The organism is Paenibacillus apiarius, from assembly GCF_017052585.1.
Taxonomy (GTDB): Bacteria; Bacillota; Bacilli; order Paenibacillales; family Paenibacillaceae; genus Paenibacillus_B; species Paenibacillus_B apiarius.
The window spans coordinates 2,944,854-2,964,365 of sequence record NZ_JAFFHZ010000001.1 but is presented as its reverse complement, the minus strand read 5'-3'; the positions used below and the strand labels follow the sequence as shown (position 1 = coordinate 2,964,365).

Below are 19,512 nucleotides of genomic sequence, written 5' to 3'. Positions count from 1 at the left end.
TTTGCCAGCACTCTCGGATTGAAGCCGAGAGTGCTTTTTTTGCGCAAAATAGCCGATATGCTTCAAACTGCTATCGTCCGCGTCGTTTCCTAATTAAAAAAATACCGCTTTCATAACTTCTCCCTCTTCCCAATGGATAGGCTCATGCATAGGATAAAAAACGACTCACGAAGCCTTTAGTCCATTTTTGGAGGTGGTAAGATGAGTGTTGCTTTAATCGGAATCCATTGGGTGTACCTTCTGTTTATCGGACTTATCATCGGCTTTCTCGTCATGAGACGCGATACGACGCTGATTTGCATGGCCGGTATATTTATACTCGGATTGCTTGCAACCTCTTCCGTCAGTTCCGCTGTCAGCGGTATTTTTACGAGCTTTATTTACGCCATAAAAGGGCTGCTCGGCACGATACTCATTATCTCTATTATCGTCGCCATGAGTCGGGTTCTGCTCGCTTCAGGCGTGAACGAGACAATGGTCTCCCCCTTCACGAAGCTGATGCGCGGCCCTTCGATGGCCTATTGGACGCTGGGCCTCCTGATGATGGCCATTAGCATCTTCTTCTGGCCGTCACCGGCAGTCGCCCTAATCGGGGCCGTTCTGCTGCCCGCAGCCATCCGCGTCGGGCTGCCTCCGCTGGCGGTCGCGATGGCGATGAACCTGTTCGGCCACGGCATCGCGCTATCGGGCGACTTCGTCATCCAAGGCGCTCCGAAGCTGACTGCGGATGCAGCCGGACTGGCAGTGCAGAGCGTGCTGCTGGCAAGTGTGCCGCTCGTGGCCATCATGGGCGCGGTGACGACCGTCGCGGCCTTCTGGATGATGCGGCGGGATTTAAGATCAGGCCGGCTGACGATGAATACCGGCTTGACGAAAGCCGGCGAACGAAGCGGCTTCGATGTCGCGCGCGTGCCGTTGTCCGGATTGGCGAGGACGTTACTCGCATTCGTCATTCCCGGCTTGTTTGTCATCGACGTCATAATGCTGTTCCGCTTGAACCTGCAGGGTGGCGAAGCAACCGCTCTAATCGGCGGAACAGCCGCCGTCATCCTTATCCTCGTAGCGTTGCTTACCCACCGCAAGCAGGCGTTGGAGCAGACGACCTCCTACTTGGTCGACGGCTTCCTGTTCGGTTTTAAAGTGTTCGGTCCGGTTATTCCGATTGCAGCCTTTTTCTACTTGGGCGACTCCGCCTTCTTTGAAATCTTCGCCGAAGCGCTGCCGGAGAGCTCGCTCGGAATCGTGAACGATCTTGGTCTGGCGCTGGCTTACAGCGTGCCGCTCCATCCTGCAGTGGGAGCGATAACACTTACGATCGTAGGCGCTGTTACGGGATTGGACGGCTCCGGATTCTCCGGCATATCGCTCGCCGGCTCCATAGCCGCGTTGTTCGGCACCGCCATTGGCGGCGGGACGGATACGCTGACGGCGCTGGGGCAAGTGGCAGGCATATGGGTCGGAGGCGGCACGATTATTCCGTGGGCGCTCATCCCGGCCGCCGCCATCTGCGGCGTCAGTCCGTTCGAGCTGGCGCGCCGCAATCTCGTGCCCGTCGTCACCGGCCTCGCTGTTACGACACTCGTCGCGATGATTATTTTACTTGCTGCATGACCCTTTTGACGCGGCGCCGGTGCCGGAACGGCCGCGCCACAAGCGAACGGGTATAGAGTCGAAAAGGCTGAGGAACCCGAGCTCCCCAGCCCATCTTTTAATAACGATTTTATGGCCAGAAAGAGTTGCTGAGCTGCATAATCCGCATTCGCCGTTCGGCCCTTGTGCCAGTCTCCCATTCGTTCAGAGGATGGAACATAACTCTGCCGGACGTTTGATGCTTTGGTCCACTCTGCGCGTCATCGTCATTCAGATAAGCATTACCAAATAGGTCATCGTTTAACGCTTTGATCCACTCTCCCATACATTCAGGGAATGCAGCGCAACTCTGCAGGACGTTTGATGCTTCGGTCCACTCTGCGCGTCATTCAGATAAGCATAGCGAATAGGTCATCGTTTAACGCCTTGATCCACTCTCCCATACATTCAGGGAATGCAGCGCAACTCTGCCGGGCGATTGATGCTTTGGTCCACTCTGCACGTCACTCAGATAAGCATAGCGAATAGGTCATCGTTTAACGCCTTGATCCACTCTCCCATACATTCAGGGAATGCAGCGCAACTCTGCAGGACGTTTGATGCTTTGATCCGATCATAGCTGTTAGTCTTATCTTCTGAAATTGCCAGGCAAACCGCATCTCTCCTGACGCAGCGGGAGAGTAAACAAAACAGCGCAATACACATGCGTAGCCTGCCGGCATCGAAGTGCCGACTACTAATCGAACCCAATGCAACGAAACCCCGCGATATCGCTCATCATCTATCTTCAATGACAGATAAATCTTTCGATTAGCATCAATCGTATTTGAGCTAGTAGGGCGGGGTTGCTTTTCCAATCATCAGAAGGCCATCGCACTGCTTGCTCGGCACGAAGCTCTCGGGATAACGCCTCAGTTGTAAGCCAACCGCGGTTCGAGCATCGACAAATCCCCCCCGCCCTTTACTGCAATAACGTAAGTCGATAAATGTATACGTTAGCCGAGCCGGACTTCCTTGCCGGTGCGGGCAGATTCGTAAATGGCCAGAATGAGCGCCACCGCCTTGCGCGCCTCCTCGCCAGACACCGCCGGCTCGCGGTCTTCGCGAATCGACTCGATGAGGTCGCGGACGAGCAGCGCATGCCCGTCGGCGGACAGACTGCGCGGATCGCTTCCCGGCGACTGCTTTGCTTCCGTGCCGAGCTGCGGCATATCCTCCTCGCCGCCTGGATAGGTCCAAGCCGCGATGCCGCCGTCACCAAACGCAATTGTCCCTAATTCACCGTGGAGCTCGAAGCGCGTGTCCTGTGCCGGGTTGACGCTTGTCGCCCCTTGGATGACGCCGAAGGCGCCGCTTTTGTATTTGACCGCGACGACCGCTGTGTCCTCCACCGGGATGTCGCGCACAAGCGGTGCGGCGTAGGCGAAGACGGACTCGATATCACCCATCATCCATTGGACGAGGTCGAGGCCGTGAATACCCTGATTCATCAGCGCGCCGCCGCCGTCAAGCTCCCATGTTGCGCGCCAGCCGGCGCTCTTATAATACTCGGGTGAGCGGTAATATTTCAGATAGGCGTCACCCAGCACCATCCGCCCGAGCTTGCCTGCGGCAATTGCCTCGCGCGCCGCGATGGCGGCTGGCATCATGCGGCGCTGATATACGGCGCCAAGCTTCACGCCATATTGTCTGCAGGCCGCAATCATGCTGTCGATCTTCTCCAACGTAACGTCGATCGGCTTCTCGCAGAGAACATGCTTGCCTGCTTGCGCCGCGGCGATCGCCGCCTCTGCATGCAGGCCGCTTGGCAAGCAGATGCTGACGACATCGATATCATCCCGCTTCAGCAGCTCATCTATGTCGGCAACTGCAACCGGGATATCATATTTCTCAGCCGCGTTCCGGGCCTTGTCGATATCGATGTCGAAGATAGCCGCTGCTTCGGCAGCATCTCCGTTGTTGCGTATGCCATCGATATGCGAAGGCATAATGACGCCCGCGCCGATAATGCCGAAGCGAAGCTTCCGTTCGTTGGAATAAGTCATCATAACACCTCTTCTTCCATTAGAGTGGTGTGGCTGTTACCCGCCGAATCAATCGAATGAATCGAAGCAGCCGGATTGGAGGATGAGAAGGCCTCCGCATCGACGAACAGAATGCAATGTTCATGCATGCGCAGCGCCGAGGCCGGGCACGCATGCGTTATCGGTCCGTGCATCGCTTGATGCAGCGCCCTACGCTTGCGCGGCCCGGGAACGGCCCCGTACAGATAACGCGCTGACAGCAGCGCCGGAATGGTGAGTGTAAGCGCATGCGTCGGCACGTCTGCGATTGTGGCGAAGCAGCCGTCATTCACTTGCTGCTGACGGCACGCCTCGTCAAGCGCAACCGGTTTGACAAGCATCGGATCGTTGAAGTCGGCAACAGGCGGATCGTTGAAGGCAAGATGCCCGTTCTCCCCGATGCCGAAGCAGACGATGTCGAGCGGCGCTTCCCGCAGCAGCTCCGCATAACGCAGACATTCGGCTTCTATCAATTCGACGTTCCCCGCCCCGATATAGTGGATTCGGCCCGGCTGCACAATATCGATCAGCCTGTCACGCAAATATTGGCTGAATCGCTGCGGCGAATCGGGGGGAAGACCGATATATTCGTCCATGTGGAACGCCGTTATCCGGCTCCAATCGATGCCGTCCGCTTCGGTCAAAGCGTGCAGCAGTTCATTCTGCGACGGGGCGGCCGCGAACACGACCCTCACCTCACGCTGCTCTCTCAAGAGGCTGCGTATCTGGTCCGCGACTGCTTCCCCCGCAGCTCTTCCCATCTGCCCCCGCGCTTCGTAGACGCGCACTTGCAACGCATCCTGCCGCAGCGGCTCCAGCGGCCTGGGTTCCGGACAGGCGCGCATGGCTGTGATGATCTGCGCCAGCCCTTGGAGGGATAGTTCCACGCCGTCTGCCGCTGTTCCGCCCTCAGGCACGACGTGCGGCTCTATCGTGAAATCCCCCCCGTATCCGTCGCGCCGAAGCGCCTGCAGCTGCTGCACATAGTCGACGTTGCCTTGCCCGAGCGGAACGCACACGCCTTGGCCGTTAATATAGACGGCATCCTTCAGATGCACGTGGCCTAGCACGTCTTTCACATATCCATAGCCTGCAGGGAACGCCTCTCTTCCGCCGTAAGCTTCGTTCCCCGGATCCCACAGCACCTTCAACGCCGGTGAGCCGACCGCTCTGACATAAGCGGCCACCTCGGCGGCGAAGCCTCCGTTGCAGGCCGGCTCGTTCTCAAGCAGAAGCAGCATGCCCGCCTGTGCAGCACGCTTGGCGGCCCACTGCAAATGACGGACGATCTCATCAAAATAATCATCCGGGTTCTCTTCCCTCCAGAACGAGAAAATGCGGATTCGAGTTGTGCCGAGCATCTTAGCGACACGAAACGCCTGATCCAGCATGGCAAAGTGAACCTCTATCCCCTCCTCCGCCTGCCCGAATGTATCACCGGACGCCACCCTGCGAGATGGGCTCAAGGCACACTTGAATACAGGAGATGCAAGGCAAGAAACCGTCATCCCCAAGCCGCTAATCTGTGCCGCACGATCCTTCAATTGCTCCAGCGGAACTTCCATCACGTTCTTCCCGTCCATCGTGCGCAGCTCGACGCGGGCCAATCCCTTGCCTGCTATCCAAGCCAGCGCTTCGTCCATATGCGTCGACACTTCGTCAGTCAATATCCCAAGCCTTGGACGGAGGTCAGCCAAATTCATCATTTCTCACTCCTCCTTAACGAGTCGTCCTGCTTTCCATACCCGCTGAATCCGAATCGCCGCATCCTCATTCCAGCTCCATTCCACGGCATCCGCGGGCGCGCCCGGCTCAAGCCCATGCCGCTGCGGCACCCCCATGGCAATGGCCGGCCGCAGGGAGGCGGCCCTCCACGCTTCCGCAGGCGCTAATCCGCATGTCCGGACCATATGGGCAATGCCGTGCGGGAGCAGCTGGGCCGATCCTGCCAGCATGCGCGGATCGGCAGCAAGCTGGAGCCGTCCTTCCGGCGTCAGCACAACGTCGCCGCCGATATGCGTCCGGTATGGGCCGGGCGCCAAGCCGCACAAGTAGACCGCGTCGCTGACCAGAACGAACCGATCCGGCTTGGCGCGCTGGAATACCTTCAGGACGGAAGCGGGCAGATGGAATCCGTCCGCGATGGCGCACGTCCAGATGCGTTCGTCCGCCAGCTGCTCCCATATATAGTTTGGGTGGCGCGGCATCATGAGGTGCGCTCCGTTGCCGAGATGCGTTGACATGCGCGCGCCGGCTTGCGCGGCCTGGCGCACCTGCTCCGGCGATGCCGACGTATGTCCGATGGATGCCGTAACGCCGTTTGCCCAAGCAGCCGCGATGAATGCTGGCGCTTCCTCCCACTCCGGCGACAGGGTGACGAGACGTATGCGGCCGCCGGATGCCTGCTGCCAACGCGCGAACTGCGTCATATCCGGCGGGCAAATATACTGTTTGTCATGGGCTCCGCGCGCCCCGTCTTCCATCGATAAATAAGGTCCTTCCAAATGAATCCCGGCAATGCTAAGCGCCGTAAGCTCATCCTCTTCGCACGCTGCCGCAATCGTGGACACGATCTGCGCAATGCTGTCATCCGTATTCGTAATGACTGTTGGATAATACGTGGTAACGCCATGCCGCCACAGCTTGCGCGTAGCTTCATGAACCTGCCCGGCCGTAAGGGAGGTCTGATTGAAGTCGATGCCGAAACAGCCGTTGAGCTGCAGATCGATAAGTCCCGGAGCAATGAAGCTGTACTGTGGCCCAGAACCGATAGTGCCGGGCCATGCGTCCGATGCTCCAGCCGCAACCGGCTCCTGTGAATCGGTTGATGCAAAAAAGAGGGGATGAACTTTGTGAACCGCCGCAACGCGCCCATCATCGCCTATATCCCATCGTCTGAACCCGCCGCCAAGCAGACAATATCCCTCGATTACAGTCATGCATCCTCCCGCCTCTCTGTGCAAATGAAGACGTGCCTCCATTCAAAAATATGCTTTTTCTTCCATGCTTAGTCTGATTATAGAAAGGCTGCCGCGCTTCTACAACGGATAGGTTGCAATACGCCAACATTGTGCGAAAGTGGGCCGTACAATGCCAATATGAGGCCAGCAAACAGACAATGAAACTGCCGCTCTTTCGTTTCCTCTGGCCCGCCGTTTCGGTTATGATGGAAATATGAGGATTCCGACGAAAGGAGGGCTCGCGTTGCCGCTTATTCCTACTCCGATACTTTCATTGGACTATCGCACGACGAAGCCGATTCATTCGTCATTTCATACGCATTTCGGATATGAAGTGTATATGTTTCACAGCGGACGCTGCGAGTATTTGTTGGGGCAAGAACAGCTGCAGCTCGTTCCGGGCGACATTATTATTATGAATGGAATGGCCAGACACGGCCCTATACCGGATAGGCGCGAGGCATACGTCCGCACGACGATGCTGTTCGATCCGTGCGAAGCGGAAGCATGGTGCAAGCCGCTGTGCGATTTTGATGTGCTGCAGCCGTTCCGCGCCCTGCGGAACAAGCATCTCCGGCTGCAGGATGAGCAGCGCGCGGAAGCCGAGGAACTGCTTTTCCGGCTGCACCGATTCTATGAAGTAGAAGGCAAAGTGGCTCAGATTCGGCTCCGTACGGCACTCTTGGATTTATTTTTGTTCCTGTATGAACAGTGTGAATCCACATTCGGAACCGGGCAACAAGACTCTTCCAAGCCGATCGTATGGGCTGAGCGGATAGTGGAGTATGTGGAGACCCATTTGCATGAGGACGATCTGTCGTTGGATGACATGGAAGCCCGGCTGCACGCGAGCAAATACCACCTCATTAAATCATTCAAGCAAGTAACGGGCTTGACGATCTTCGAATATGTGACAAGACGGCGCATCAGTCAGGCGAAGATGCTTCTGTTGACCTTTCCCGACGTAACCGTTACCCATATCGGACTTCAAGCCGGATTTAAAGATGCATCCCACTTCTCGCGCACCTTCAAGTCCCTTGTTGGCATGACTCCGAACGAATACCGCCGCAAGGCAAAAATATAGCTGACTTTGCACTGTTTTCTGTGGTGTGGTTGCAGTCTTCGAATATCCCATTGGAAAATGTACAATAGAATCCAAGGGTTGAGCTGCTAAATGGCATGTGGACTGTATGATAATAGCGTGGGACGGGCTGTTTTTCAGCACCCGATGCGGTATCGCGACAAAGCACTGGTCAACATGAAGAGCAAGAATATTCTCGGTCACATCGTAATCACAGTCATTAAAGCGAAATGTGGAACAGATCGGATATACGCTCCCTGCCCACCTCCGTAATATGCACCGCGCGGCTGGACGAATCGCGCTCCAGCCAATTCAGCTGCAGCATACGCTCAGCCAATGCCTGACCCAGCGCTCCCGCCACATGATGCTTTCGTTCGGTCCAATCGAGGCAGCAGCGGCAAAAAGAACGTCTTTTCTTCCTCAACTCCGTCAATTCAAGTCCAAAATCGTTGAAAAACGCTTCGCCCGTCTGTGTGACGACGAACTCCGACCCGTTCTTGTTCAGCAGTCCTCTTTCTGTCAATGATTCCGCAATGGATACGCCCAACTCGCCTGCAACGTGATCGTAGCACATGCGCGCTTGGCGAAGCTTCTCCATGTGTACAGATTGTCTCAGCGATGTAATCTGAACCGGTCCCGTCAGGGACAGCAGCTGTTCAATAACTTCCGCATCCGCGGATTTCTGAATGCGATAATAGCGGTGCCGCCCATGCTTCTCGGCAACGACAACGCCGGACTCCATCATTTTGGCAAGATGAAAGCTGGCGGTCTGGGGCGTTATCCCCGCTGCCAGCGCCATCTCTCCTGCAGGATGGAAGCGGCCGTCCAGCAAATGCGTCAGCATGGCAGAACGGGATGCATCGCTGAGCAGCGATGCGATGACAGAGACATTAACAGGCACATTAACAGGCACATTCATTCGTTGAACACCTCCAGCAGAAATGTATTTCATATTTCGATGATAGTTGAAACGTCAGCAAACTACAATAAACTTGTACGAACGACAACAACGATAAATATTTCAGGAGGATGTAACCATGAATTGCGCAGCGCCGGAAAACAACCGGGTATCCCCATCCATTCCGATCGATCCGAAAATATTGTATTACGGCATGCCCGTTATTTTAGTAACGACACTGAATCAAGACGGGACATCGAACATTAGCCCGCTTTCATCTTCATGGGCGCTTGGGCACAACCTGGTGCTCGGAATGGGATTCGGAGGAAAATGCATAGAAAATGTGCAGCGCACGCCGCAGCTTGTCATCAACGTGCCTGACGCTTCCTTATGGAGGCAAGTGGAGAAGCTCGCCCCGTTGACAGGCAAGCACCCTGTGCCCGACTATAAAGCCCAGGCTTTCCGGTACGAACCGGACAAGTTCAACGCCGCCGGGTTGACGCCGGTTCCTTCCATTGCCGTAGCGCCAGCGAGAATCGCAGAGTGCCCCATCCAAATCGAGTGTGAGGTGCGAAACGTGACGATCCCGGAATACGCTTCGTTCTTCGCGATTGTCGAGACGCAGGCGCAATCCATTCACGCGCACCCCGGCATTATGGCGGACGGCAGCCATGTGGACCCGTCAAAGTGGAATCCGCTCATCTATAACTTCCGCCATTATTTCGGGCTAAGCCCTGCGCTCGGCCATACGTACCGGGCTGAAACGTAACGCGATAAAGGAAGAAGACGGCCTGACAGCCGTCTTTATCTCCTTTTTCACCCATTAATCCATCGCCTGTTCGGCATCTCCGCGCCGCATGATTGTCCCGCCCAGCCGCTGGATTTGCCGGGAACCGCCCAACACGGTGATTCTCTAATTCTAGGCAGTTTCCTAATCGAATCGTGCTCCTCGCTAACTTGGAACTTCTGCCGAACGCATCCGGTACTCTTCCGCTTTCTCCTTCATGCCCGCTTCAATGGCCGCCTCATCCTCGAGTCCATGCTCACGGGCATACTCGCGAATATCCTGCGTAATGCGCATGCTGCAGAACTTCGGTCCGCACATGGAGCAGAAATGGGCTGACTTCGCCCCTTCAGCCGGAAGCGTCTCGTCGTGATATTCCATGGCCCGCTCCGGGTCGAGCGACAGATTGAACTGGTCGCGCCAGCGGAACTCGAAGCGCGCTTTGGACAGCGCATCATCGCGCTGCTGGGCGCGCGGATGCCCTTTGGCCAAATCCGCGGCATGTGCCGCTATCTTATAAGTGACGACTCCTTCGCGCACGTCGTTCTTATTCGGCAGCCCAAGGTGCTCCTTCGGCGTGACGTAACAGAGCATCGACGTGCCGAACCAGCCGATCATGGCCGCGCCGATAGCCGACGTAATATGGTCGTATCCCGGCGCGATATCCGTCGTCAGCGGTCCAAGCGTATAAAACGGCGCCTCCTTGCATATTTCCATTTGAATGTCGACGTTCTCCTTGATTTTGTGCATCGGCACATGGCCAGGACCCTCAATCATGACCTGCACATCATGCTTCCAAGCGATATTCGTCAGCTCGCCCAACGTGCGGAGCTCGGCGAATTGCGCTTCATCGTTCGCGTCGTAGATGCTGCCCGGCCGCAAGCCATCGCCCAAGGAGAACGACACGTCGTACGCTTTCATGATTTCGCATATTTCCTCAAAATGCGTATACAAGAAATTCTCCTCATGGTGCGCCAAGCACCAGGCCGCCATTATCGAGCCGCCGCGGGAAACAATCCCGGTCATGCGCTTGGCCGTCAGCGGAATATAACGCAGCAGCACGCCCGCATGAATCGTGAAATAATCGACGCCTTGCTCCGCCTGCTCAATGAGCGTATCGCGGTAGATGTCCCAGGACAGCTCCTCCGCTTGTCCGCCCACCTTCTCGAGCGCCTGATAAATCGGCACCGTGCCGACCGGCACCGGACTGTTGCGAATAATCCATTCCCGCGTCGTATGAATGTTTTTGCCGGTAGACAGATCCATTATCGTATCGGCTCCCCATCGAATGGCCCACGTCATCTTCTCCACCTCTTCATCAATGGACGAAGCGACGGCGGAGTTGCCGATATTAGCGTTAATCTTCACGTGGAACTTGCTGCCGATAAGCATCGGCTCGCATTCCGGGTGATTGATATTCGCAGGCAAAATCGCCCGCCCGCGCGCAATCTCATCCCGCACAAATTCCGGCGACACCCCTTCGCGGATAGCGGCGAACTCCATCTCCGGGGTGATGATGCCGCGTCTAGCGTAATGCATCTGCGTCACGTTGCCGCCAGATCGCGCATGCAGCGGCCGCCGGCCGGCCTGCGGGAAGATTTCGGCTCCCGCCACGCGGACCGCTTCGGGTGTCCGGAAGCCGTTGTCTTCCGGCTGCACATGGCGTCCGCCGTACGCTTCGACATCGCCTCGTTCGAGCACCCAGGCGTTGCGCAGCGGCGGCAAGCCGCGGCGGATATCTGCCGAATACGCGGCATCCGTGTACGGACCGCTCGTATCGTAGACTCGCAGCGGCTCGTGATGTTCGATGCCGGTCGGCGTGTCTGTCGAAGCCAGCGCAATCTCCCGTTCCGGTACGAGCACATCGGGACGCGATCCTTGCGTGTATACCTTCCGGCTATTGGGGAACGGAGCGCATAACACGCGCGGTTCAGCTTCCGTTGAATGGGGATGTAGCGTATGAGACATGACGTGATTCCTCCTTGAAATGGGTTGCTTACACCATTCAAGCGCTGCCGGGAGTCCTTGCTAATGCTTGTTCACGAGGCATTAGCAGGCTGAGAAGGGCTGCTCAACGGCTTTGCCGTTAAAGCCGCATCCCCTTTGTCTGCAAGCTGCTGCAAACTTTGCACACTGTCAGGTCATGGTTGTCGGAAACGCAGAAAGGAACCTCGCATGAAGTGATTGCTTAAGATGAAGGGGCAGCTCCCATGCAAAGGAGACACGTTTTGCGTCATTGATAAATAGCTAGATAAAAACTCGATATAGACGCAAAACAAGCCGGTCCCGAAAGGAACCGGCTATCCCATAAAATGAGTGTTGCGCAGGCAAGCTTATATTAAAGCAAGCCCAAGCATCCCTGCTATGCCGATTACTTCCCTACGCTGGTATAATCCAGATCAGGTGCAAAGGGTTTAAAGTCTTGATTGCGACCTTGTCTCAGCCCACGCTCGGGGCTCCCCTAGTAACGCTTATATGTAAGTCGTAATTGGCAATATTTCACTGCCAATACCCTTACAATACAGGATTGCGCAAATTTGTGCAATGTATAATTCATACGTGCAGTGACAAGAGCCCGCGGGTCAGCCTCTAAAACATGGTTAATCCGATCGCCTGCCTCACTTTCGCTACGACCCGCCGCCGCACGGAACATCCACCACACTCCTTGTTGTGCAAAATAAAAAAGGGCCCCATCCGCTAAGGACGAGGAACCCGGGGTACACCTTCATTAGCCTGCATATGCAGACTTACACAGACTCACTTTAAAGCATGGAAGCAAGACGTTCACGAAAGCCCGCAAAAAAGCTGCCTCTTGAACACCGCATTAACTGCCGCCTTTCGGTTCCGGCCGCTCCGAATTGAATGGTTAGGGATTATATCTTGGGTATGCAAAAGCCATCAATCTGGCAGCGCATCGGGAGAAGATTCGTATACTTGTTCAAAAAAACGGCTGGCTCCCGGGTGCAGCAAATCGTAGTAGTTCTGGAACAGCTGATCCGCCTCCTTGCCGAGCCAAACATCGGGCAGCAGCTCCTCGGGAAAATCGGGATCGATAAACAGAAACTTCCGATACCGGTGGACCAGCTTGGTCTTTTCCACGAAACAGCAGCCATCTGGAACTGCCTGCCCTTTTTCCGCCTTGCTCAGCAAACTTTCATACCCCGGCCGGTACTCGTCGATAAACTCCGCATATGCGGCGTTGATATCCTCGATGTTCCAGCATTTCTGCACTAACTGTCTAGGAGTGCTCCACGCGACATGATCCGCCAGAAAAATTTCCACATGGTCGCTAATCTCGTGTGATTCCACAATCTCCTTAACTTTGTCGGCAAGATCGTTCGGGCTAATCCACGTGCTCGTCGTCAACATGCCGAATCCAAGCCACGCCAGCTCTTTGCGGAGCTGATCCCGCACTCCCCGCTGTTTCTCGGGAATGTTGTAGCTGGCAATGCACCACTTGCCGTTCCACTTGTCGGTCTCCTGCTTGTAAATTCGCGCCGCCGCCTCGTCCAGACGCCTCTTGCCGCGGGGAGACATCGAGTAATAGCTGCGATTCCCCACCTTGCGCGATTCCAGCCACCCTTGGCGCAGCATGCGCGAGATAGCGGCCCGGACCGCCTGTTCGGTCAAGCCGAATTCCCCCATTAAACAGGTCAGGCTCCCGACCCAAATTTCACTGCCGTAATGCCGGACGTACTCGCCGTAAATGGTAAACAGCATAGATTGCGGCCTCACGTTCACCCACTCCTAGTTCGATTCATTCTATATTTGGCAAATGTTGCATCTTGTCAAATTGTATCACATAAGCCTGTGGAGTAAAACGCTTTGTGCCGCCTGATTCGATAAACGAACGCCCTCAAGGTCAGGCCGCAGCCGTCAAGGAACGCTTGCCCGCATGCGTGGCTAATGCCATTGTTCCCCCTTTTCCCCAGACTCCACCTTCTGCCGCAATTCCATGAACCGCTGCGCCACGGCCTCTTTGTCAAAAATCGCTTGCGTAAACAACCCTGCCCCCACCAGATTGAAATCCGTCTCGGCAGTCACATGGCAAATGACGCGCTTCGCCGCAACCTCGGAACATACGGCGCGGAACGTCACGACTTGCCCCACCACAGCAGGTCCGACGTGTTTGATGTCAACGGCGTACCCCGAGCCTTCTTCCCACTCTTCCAGGAAGGGCACAATTATCTCGCGCCCCGCCTTCTCCATGTAATAGATCATCACGACGGTAGACATCACTTCATGCACTACTATTCCATCAAAAGCGGGCCGCATGTCCGGAGTCACAGTCACGTCAAATGATACAGCTGCTCCTGGGTGCAATCCTGGCTTCATGTCGATTCCTCCTTATCGAGGTTGTTAAAAAGGCCCCTTTTTCAACTCGCGTGTACAGGCGTCACCGCTATACCCGCTCGATGATCGTGGCGATGCCTTGCCCCACGCCAATGCACATCGCGGCCAAACCATAACGGGCGTCCCTCCGCTCCATCTCATAGAGCAGGGTCGTCAGTATCCGGGCGCCGCTGCATCCGAGCGGATGGCCAAGCGCGATCGCCCCGCCGTTGACGTTCACCCGTTCGGGGTCGATGTTCAATTCGCGGACGCTCGCAACGGCCTGAGCGGCAAATGCTTCATTGATCTCGAACAAGTCGATCTCCCCGGCCGACAGCCCGGCCATCTGCAGCACCTTGCGTGCAGCCGGGACGGGGCCGATGCCCATCACGGCCGGATCGACGCCCGCAGCCGCCGAAGCGACCACCCGCGCGCGCGGACGCAATCGGAGCGACCGTGCTGTCTCCTGCTCCATAATCAGCAGCGCCGCAGCTCCGTCATTCAGGCCGGAAGAATTCCCCGCCGTGACGGTTCCCCCTTGCTTGAAGGCCGGCTTCAGCTTCTGCAGCTGCTCCAGCGATATCTCGGGACGCGGGTGCTCATCCTGCTCGAACAGAGAAGTCGCCCCCTTGCGCCCGGCGATCTCCACCGGAACGATCTCATCCGTGAACTTTCCGGCCGCATGGGCCTCGGCGTACTTCCGCTGGCTGGACAACGCGAATTCGTCCTGATCCTCCCGGCTGACGCCGTACTGCTCCGCGACGTTTTCCGCGGTTTCGCCCAAGCTGATCGGCGGATAGGCGGCCGCCAGCTTGTCATTGGTCATTCTCCACCCCAAGGTGGTATCGTATATATGCTGATGGCCCCGCTGAAAAGCTGCCTCCGGCTTCATCATCACCAGCGGAGCACGCGTCATGCTCTCCGTTCCGCCGGCAATATAAGCGTGGCCGGCGCCCGCCATAATCGCGTAAGCGCTCTGATTGACCGCCTCCATGCCGGAGCCGCAGAGGCGGTTCACCGTTACGCCGGGCACCTCCACGGGCAACCCGGCCAACAGCAGCGACATCCGGGCGACGTTGCGGCAATCCTCCCCCGCTTGATTGGCGCAGCCAAAAATAACGCCGCTTATCTGCCCGGGATCGACCGGATTCCGCTCCAGCAGCCGGCTAATGACCACGGCGCCCAAATCGTCGGCACGCACGTCTTTCAACGCTCCTCCGTACCGTCCGATCGGCGTCCGCACAGCATCAATAATTACAGGCGTTCCCATATCGTCAACCTCCATTGTCGTATGAATAGAAGCCTTGGCCGCTTCTCAGGCCGACCCGGCCCGCCAGCACCAGCTTGCGAAGCAGCGGCGCAGGCCGATAGCGCTCCTCTCCCAAGTCGCGATGCAGTCCGCGAATCACCGCCAGCACATCATCCAGCCCGATGCGGTCGGCCCATTCGAGCGGACCTTGCGGATAACCGGTTCCCAGCTTCATGGCGGTGTCGATATCCGCCGCGGAGGCAGTCCCTTCCATCAAGGCAAAGGCCGCTTCATTCACGAGTAAGGAAAGGATGCGGGGAAATACCAGCCCCGCCTCGTCCTGAACGATTTCCACATGTTTGCCCAGAGAGCGGAAGAAAACTTCACTCTGCTTCAGCATATGATCTGCCGTCTGCAGGGCGGGAGCCACCTCAATAAGATCCCGCTCCGCGAGCGGAGCAAGCGTGCCGAATCCGCATACCCGCTCCGGCCGCCGCGCCCATGCTGCAATCTCGGTGGCCGTAATGGCAAGCGAGGTGGCGAGCATCGGGGTCTCCGGGTCCAGCAGCCGCTCCATATTCCGAATATTGGCCTGCTTTTCCTCCAAATCATAATTGCTCACTTCCACGGCACACCGAAACTCGATGGAGGAACCGCTATCCTCCGTTTCAGTCAAAGAAACGGCCCGATAGCCGCTTCTCTCCAGCAGCCCGCGCAGTTCCGCGTTCAAGGGGCCGGATCCGGCCAACAACACCGCGTTAGTTGTCATATGGATAGTAACCCTCCCCTGTCTTTCTGCCCAAGCTGCCCGCCTGAACCATCCGCTGCTGAATACGGCTCGGCTTGAAGCGGCTTTCGTGGAAAAAACGGGTGTAGACGGACTCCGTCGTGGCAAAGTTAATATCGATTCCGATTAAATCCTGCAGCTCGAACGGTCCCATCTTAAAGCCCCCTGCCTGCTTCATGATGCGGTCGATTTGCTCCGCGCCCGCTATGCGGTCCCCCATGATGCGCAGCGCTTCGTTATAGTAGGGGCGGGCCACGCGGTTCACGATGAAGCCGGGCGAGTCTGCAGCCAGGACAGGCGCCTTGCCCAGCTCTTTGGCGAACCGATAGGCGGCCTCCGTTGCTTCTTCCCCCGACCTGTGGCCGCGAATCACTTCAACGAGAGGCATGACGGGCGCAGGGTTAAAAAAGTGAAAACCGATGATGCGCTCGGGATGGGGCAAGCCGCCTGCAATCTCGGTAATCGAAAGGGACGATGTGTTGCTCAGCAACAGCGCGTCGCTTCGGCACAACTCCGTCAGGCGGGCAAAAATCGCCCGCTTCAGCTCCAGCTTCTCGGGCACCGCCTCGATGACGATACCGCACTCTCCTAGCATGGCGATATCCTGAACAGGCTCGACAAGTTCGTACGTCTTCTGCTTTTGCTCCTCTGAAATGCTCCCCTTCGCAGCATCTTTCGTCAATATGGAAGCGATATACGATTGCGCTTTATCCAAAATATCCTGCTTGATATCGTGCAAATAAACGCGGTGGCCCTGTCTCGCGCAGACGAGGGCGATTCCCGCTCCCATCGTGCCTGCGCCAACTACGCCTACCGGATGAGTAACCTCCATGCGCTATACCCCCTTGAACACGGGAGGCCGCTTCTCCAAAAAAGCTTGGATTCCTTCCCTGTGGTCATCCGTATTTCCCGCGATTTCCTGAGCGTACGCTTCGTGCTCGAGCGTCTGCGCCAGATTCATGTCCAGCCCTTTGTGCATCGTCCGCTTGATGAGCCCGATGGCGCGCGTCGGCAGCTTTGCCAGCTTAGCGGCCAGCTGCCCGGCTTCAGCGGTGAACTGCTCCGCGGAGCACACTCGATTGGCCAGACCGATGCGATACGCCTCATCCGCCGATATGCGCTCTCCGGTCATGGCCAGCTCCAGCGCCTTGCCCATGCCGACGAGACGAGGCAAGAAGTAACAGCCGCCCGAATCGGGAACGAGTCCGATGTTGACGAACGCATTCACAAAATAAGCCTTCTCCGACATGATGCGCAGATCGCAAGCCAACGCGATGCTCATCCCCGCGCCGGCAGCCACGCCGTTGACAGCGGCGACAATCGGTTTTTCCGTGTTGCGGAGCTGCATAATGAGCGGATTGTAACGCTCGCGCAGCACATCGCCGTGATTCGGCGCTGCGCCTTGCGTGTCCGCTCCCTGCACGTCGCCCAAATCTTGCCCCGCGTTGAAAGCTTTGCCCGCCCCCATAAGGATGATGCAGCGGACCGCCTCGTCTTTTCCCGCTTGCTTCAGCGCGTTTATCATTTCCGCAATCATCTGCCCAGTGAAGGCATTGTACTTATCCGGCCGGTTCATCGTCATTTGGGCCACGCCGTCGGATACTTCGTATAGAATCGTCTCGTACATCGTCCAAGCCTCCTACCTGCCTCTGAATTGGGGACTTCGTTTTTCCAGAAAAGCCTGCATTCCTTCCTTCTGATCGTCGCTCGCGAACAGCAGATGGAAGCAATGGTGCTCGTAATCGAGTCCTTCCGCCAGCGGAAGGTCCTGCGCCTTGCGCACCGCTTGCTTGATTAGGCGGACGGAAAGCGGCGGCATGGCGGCAATGCGCTGCGCCAGCTTCAACGCTTCCCCGAAGTAGACCTCGACTGGCGCCACCTTGTTGATCAAGCCGCAGCGCAAGGCCTCTTCCGCCGTCATCGTATCCCCGGTCAGAAGCAGCTCCATCGCCTTGCGCAAGCCGACGGCTTTGGTCAGCCGCTGCGTCCCGCCTGCGCCGGGCATCACGCCCAGCTTAATCTCCGGCTGGCCGAATCGCGCCGTGTCCGAAGCCACGACCAGATCGCAGCTCATCATCAGCTCGCAGCCGCCGCCGAGCACATGTCCGCTCACGGCTGCGATGATCGGCTTCGCGATGCCGCCGATGCGATCCCACACGTCAAACTGCCGCTGAAGCAGCATCGACACGGCCGATTCGTCGGCCATCTCCTTAATATCTGCCCCGGCGGCAAAGGCTTGCTCGTTGCCCGTAAGCACAATCGCCTTGATGCCGTCGTCCCGATCCATCCGCTCAAGCTCCGTAACGAGCTCCTCCATAAGATCGCGGTTCAAGGCATTAAGCACATGCGGACGGTTCAGGGCAATCATTCCAACAGCGCCCTCGGACGATAGATTAACGTAACGGCTCGTCATCCCGCTTCCACTCCTTTACTTTCTTGGGCAGCAGCCGCCCGGCTGCGGTTGTCAACGACGCGGACCGCTTTACCCTCGCTGCGGGCAATGGTGTTCGGCTCGTTCACATGCAGCACGACCGAGATGCCGAGCGAGCATTTGATCGCCTTTCCCATCTCCTTCACCAGTTCGCCCACCTCTTTGCTTTCCTGCAGCCCGCTGATCCGGTTCCTGTATTCGGGCGTGATTTCACAATGAACCTCGAAGCGGTCAAGGGCGTTGTCGCGTTCAATGACGACCTGGTAATGGGGAGCAAGCTGATTGAAGTTCAGCAGCACCGCTTCCAGCTCGGTCGGAAAGACGTTGACGCCGCGAATAATCAGCATGTCATCCACTCTTCCCTTAATCCGCGACATCCGCATTGTCGTGCGGCCGCACTTGCATGTGCCGGGGTTGAGCGATGCAATATCGCCCGTGCGGTAACGAATGACCGGAAACGCCTCTTTTGTCAGCGAAGTGAACACCAGTTCCCCTTCTTGTCCATACGGAAGCACCTCGCCCGTCTCCCGGTCGATAACTTCCGCCAAAAAGTGATCCTCGGCGATATGCAAGCCGTCCTGCGCCTCGCAGCATTCGATCGCAACGCCGGGGCCGAGCACTTCGCTCAAGCCATAGATATCGAGCGCCTTGATGCCGAGCGCTTCCTCCAAATGGCTGCGCATCTCCTCCGACCATGGCTCCGCTCCGAAAATACCGTACTCTACGCTCGTCTCGCGCGTATTGATGCCCTGCTTCTTCATTTCTTCCACGAGGTTCAAAACATAAGACGGCGTGCCTGACAGTCCGCGCGGCTTGAAATCCTGAATGAGCGTAATCTGCCGGGGCGTATTCCCTCCAGACACGGGCACGGCCACCGCGCCCAGATGCTCAATGCCGTAGTGCAGACCGAGTCCCCCCGTAAACAGACCATAGCCATAAGCGTTGTGAAAGATGTCCCCGGGTCTGCCGCCCGCGCAGCAAATCGCGCGCGCGACAATTTCGGCCCAGGCTTCAATGTCTCGTTTCGTATAGCCCACGACAACCGGCTTGCCTTTCGTGCCGGATGATCCGTGTATCCGCACCACGTCTTTCATCCCTGCCGCAAACAAACCGAACGGGTAATGCTCGCGCAAATCGGACTTCCGCATGAACGGCAGGCGCCGCAAGTCTTCCAGAGACTGAATGTCCTCCGGCGCAAGGCCGGACCGATCCAACGCCGCCCGATGAAAGGGCACATTGTCATACGCCCGCCTGACCGTTCCCCGGAGTCTCTCCCGTTGAAGCGCCTGCAGCCGCTGACGCGGCATCGTTTCCATTTCGACATTGAATATCAAACG

General features: G+C 57.1%; 16 protein-coding genes and 1 riboswitch. Of the genes, 3 read left to right on the top strand and 13 right to left on the bottom strand.

What is annotated here, in order from left to right:
• Positions 1–201 precede the first annotated feature (201 nt).
• Entirely contained in the window at positions 202–1,611 is a 1,410-nt protein-coding gene (locus JSQ80_RS13555) for a hypothetical protein (RefSeq protein WP_206095640.1), read from the top strand.
• Positions 1,612–2,585: 974 nt separating this feature from the next.
• On the opposite strand, the gene JSQ80_RS13550 is transcribed toward JSQ80_RS13555, so the two are convergent.
• From JSQ80_RS13550 to JSQ80_RS13535, 3 genes are read right to left on the bottom strand one after another with little or no spacing between them, the layout of a single operon-like run.
• Positions 2,586–3,638: a Gfo/Idh/MocA family protein gene (locus tag JSQ80_RS13550; RefSeq protein ID WP_240463656.1), complete on the bottom strand. Its 1,053-nt coding sequence runs from the start codon at positions 3,636–3,638 to the stop codon at positions 2,586–2,588.
• On the bottom strand, positions 3,635–5,359 hold the full coding sequence (locus JSQ80_RS29735; RefSeq protein WP_336245735.1) for a TIM barrel protein: 1,725 nt from the start codon (positions 5,357–5,359) through the stop codon (positions 3,635–3,637). Before JSQ80_RS29735 ends, JSQ80_RS13550 begins: the two co-directional genes overlap by 4 nt.
• A gap of 3 nt (positions 5,360–5,362) precedes the next feature.
• Positions 5,363–6,592 carry an N-acetylglucosamine-6-phosphate deacetylase gene (locus JSQ80_RS13535; protein ID WP_206095639.1) on the bottom strand — a complete coding sequence of 410 codons (1,230 nt, stop codon included), beginning with the start codon at positions 6,590–6,592 and terminating at the stop codon, positions 5,363–5,365.
• Positions 6,593–6,857: 265 nt separating this feature from the next.
• Between JSQ80_RS13535 and JSQ80_RS13530 the strand changes: the two genes are divergently transcribed.
• Positions 6,858–7,697: a helix-turn-helix transcriptional regulator gene (locus JSQ80_RS13530; RefSeq protein ID WP_206095638.1), complete on the top strand. Its 840-nt coding sequence runs from the start codon at positions 6,858–6,860 to the stop codon at positions 7,695–7,697.
• A gap of 217 nt (positions 7,698–7,914) precedes the next feature.
• Here the strand turns inward: JSQ80_RS13530 and JSQ80_RS13525 are convergent, their stop codons facing one another.
• The gene (locus JSQ80_RS13525; RefSeq protein ID WP_206095637.1) at positions 7,915–8,613 is read right to left on the bottom strand and encodes an ArsR/SmtB family transcription factor; all 699 of its coding nucleotides are present in this window, start codon (positions 8,611–8,613) and stop codon (positions 7,915–7,917) included.
• 118 nt (positions 8,614–8,731) lie between these two features.
• On the opposite strand from JSQ80_RS13525, the gene JSQ80_RS13520 reads away from it, so the two are divergent.
• Positions 8,732–9,361 carry a flavin reductase family protein gene (locus JSQ80_RS13520; RefSeq protein WP_206095636.1) on the top strand — a complete coding sequence of 210 codons (630 nt, stop codon included), beginning with the start codon at positions 8,732–8,734 and terminating at the stop codon, positions 9,359–9,361.
• Between the two features lie 183 nt (positions 9,362–9,544).
• Here the strand turns inward: JSQ80_RS13520 and thiC are convergent, their stop codons facing one another.
• From thiC to JSQ80_RS13475, 9 genes are all read right to left on the bottom strand, one after another.
• The gene (gene thiC / locus JSQ80_RS13515) at positions 9,545–11,344 is read right to left on the bottom strand and encodes a phosphomethylpyrimidine synthase ThiC (protein WP_240463655.1); all 1,800 of its coding nucleotides are present in this window, start codon (positions 11,342–11,344) and stop codon (positions 9,545–9,547) included.
• A gap of 391 nt (positions 11,345–11,735) precedes the next feature.
• Positions 11,736–11,849, bottom strand: a riboswitch (TPP riboswitch).
• A gap of 425 nt (positions 11,850–12,274) precedes the next feature.
• A complete protein-coding gene (gene paaX, locus JSQ80_RS13510) occupies positions 12,275–13,111 on the bottom strand; it encodes a phenylacetic acid degradation operon negative regulatory protein PaaX (RefSeq protein ID WP_206095635.1) in 837 nt (278 codons plus the stop codon).
• A gap of 168 nt (positions 13,112–13,279) precedes the next feature.
• A complete protein-coding gene (locus JSQ80_RS13505) occupies positions 13,280–13,711 on the bottom strand; it encodes a thioesterase family protein (protein WP_206095634.1) in 432 nt (143 codons plus the stop codon).
• A 67-nt stretch (positions 13,712–13,778) separates the two neighbouring features.
• Positions 13,779–14,978 carry a thiolase family protein gene (locus tag JSQ80_RS13500; RefSeq protein ID WP_206095633.1) on the bottom strand — a complete coding sequence of 400 codons (1,200 nt, stop codon included), beginning with the start codon at positions 14,976–14,978 and terminating at the stop codon, positions 13,779–13,781.
• A gap of 4 nt (positions 14,979–14,982) precedes the next feature.
• Entirely contained in the window at positions 14,983–15,726 is a 744-nt protein-coding gene (locus tag JSQ80_RS13495; RefSeq protein WP_206095632.1) for a 3-hydroxyacyl-CoA dehydrogenase family protein, read from the bottom strand.
• Positions 15,716–16,576, bottom strand: coding sequence for a 3-hydroxyacyl-CoA dehydrogenase family protein (locus JSQ80_RS13490; RefSeq protein WP_206095631.1), 861 nt, complete (start codon positions 16,574–16,576; stop codon positions 15,716–15,718). The genes JSQ80_RS13495 and JSQ80_RS13490 overlap by 11 nt, the downstream gene beginning before the upstream one ends.
• A 3-nt stretch (positions 16,577–16,579) precedes the next feature.
• Positions 16,580–17,371, bottom strand: a complete 792-nt coding sequence (locus tag JSQ80_RS13485) for an enoyl-CoA hydratase-related protein (protein ID WP_206095630.1) — start codon at positions 17,369–17,371, stop codon at positions 16,580–16,582.
• 12 nt (positions 17,372–17,383) lie between these two features.
• The gene (locus JSQ80_RS13480) at positions 17,384–18,157 is read right to left on the bottom strand and encodes an enoyl-CoA hydratase-related protein (RefSeq protein ID WP_087431670.1); all 774 of its coding nucleotides are present in this window, start codon (positions 18,155–18,157) and stop codon (positions 17,384–17,386) included.
• The gene (locus tag JSQ80_RS13475) at positions 18,154–19,509 is read right to left on the bottom strand and encodes a phenylacetate--CoA ligase family protein (RefSeq protein ID WP_206095629.1); all 1,356 of its coding nucleotides are present in this window, start codon (positions 19,507–19,509) and stop codon (positions 18,154–18,156) included. The genes JSQ80_RS13480 and JSQ80_RS13475 overlap by 4 nt, the downstream gene beginning before the upstream one ends.
• Positions 19,510–19,512 lie beyond the last annotated feature (3 nt).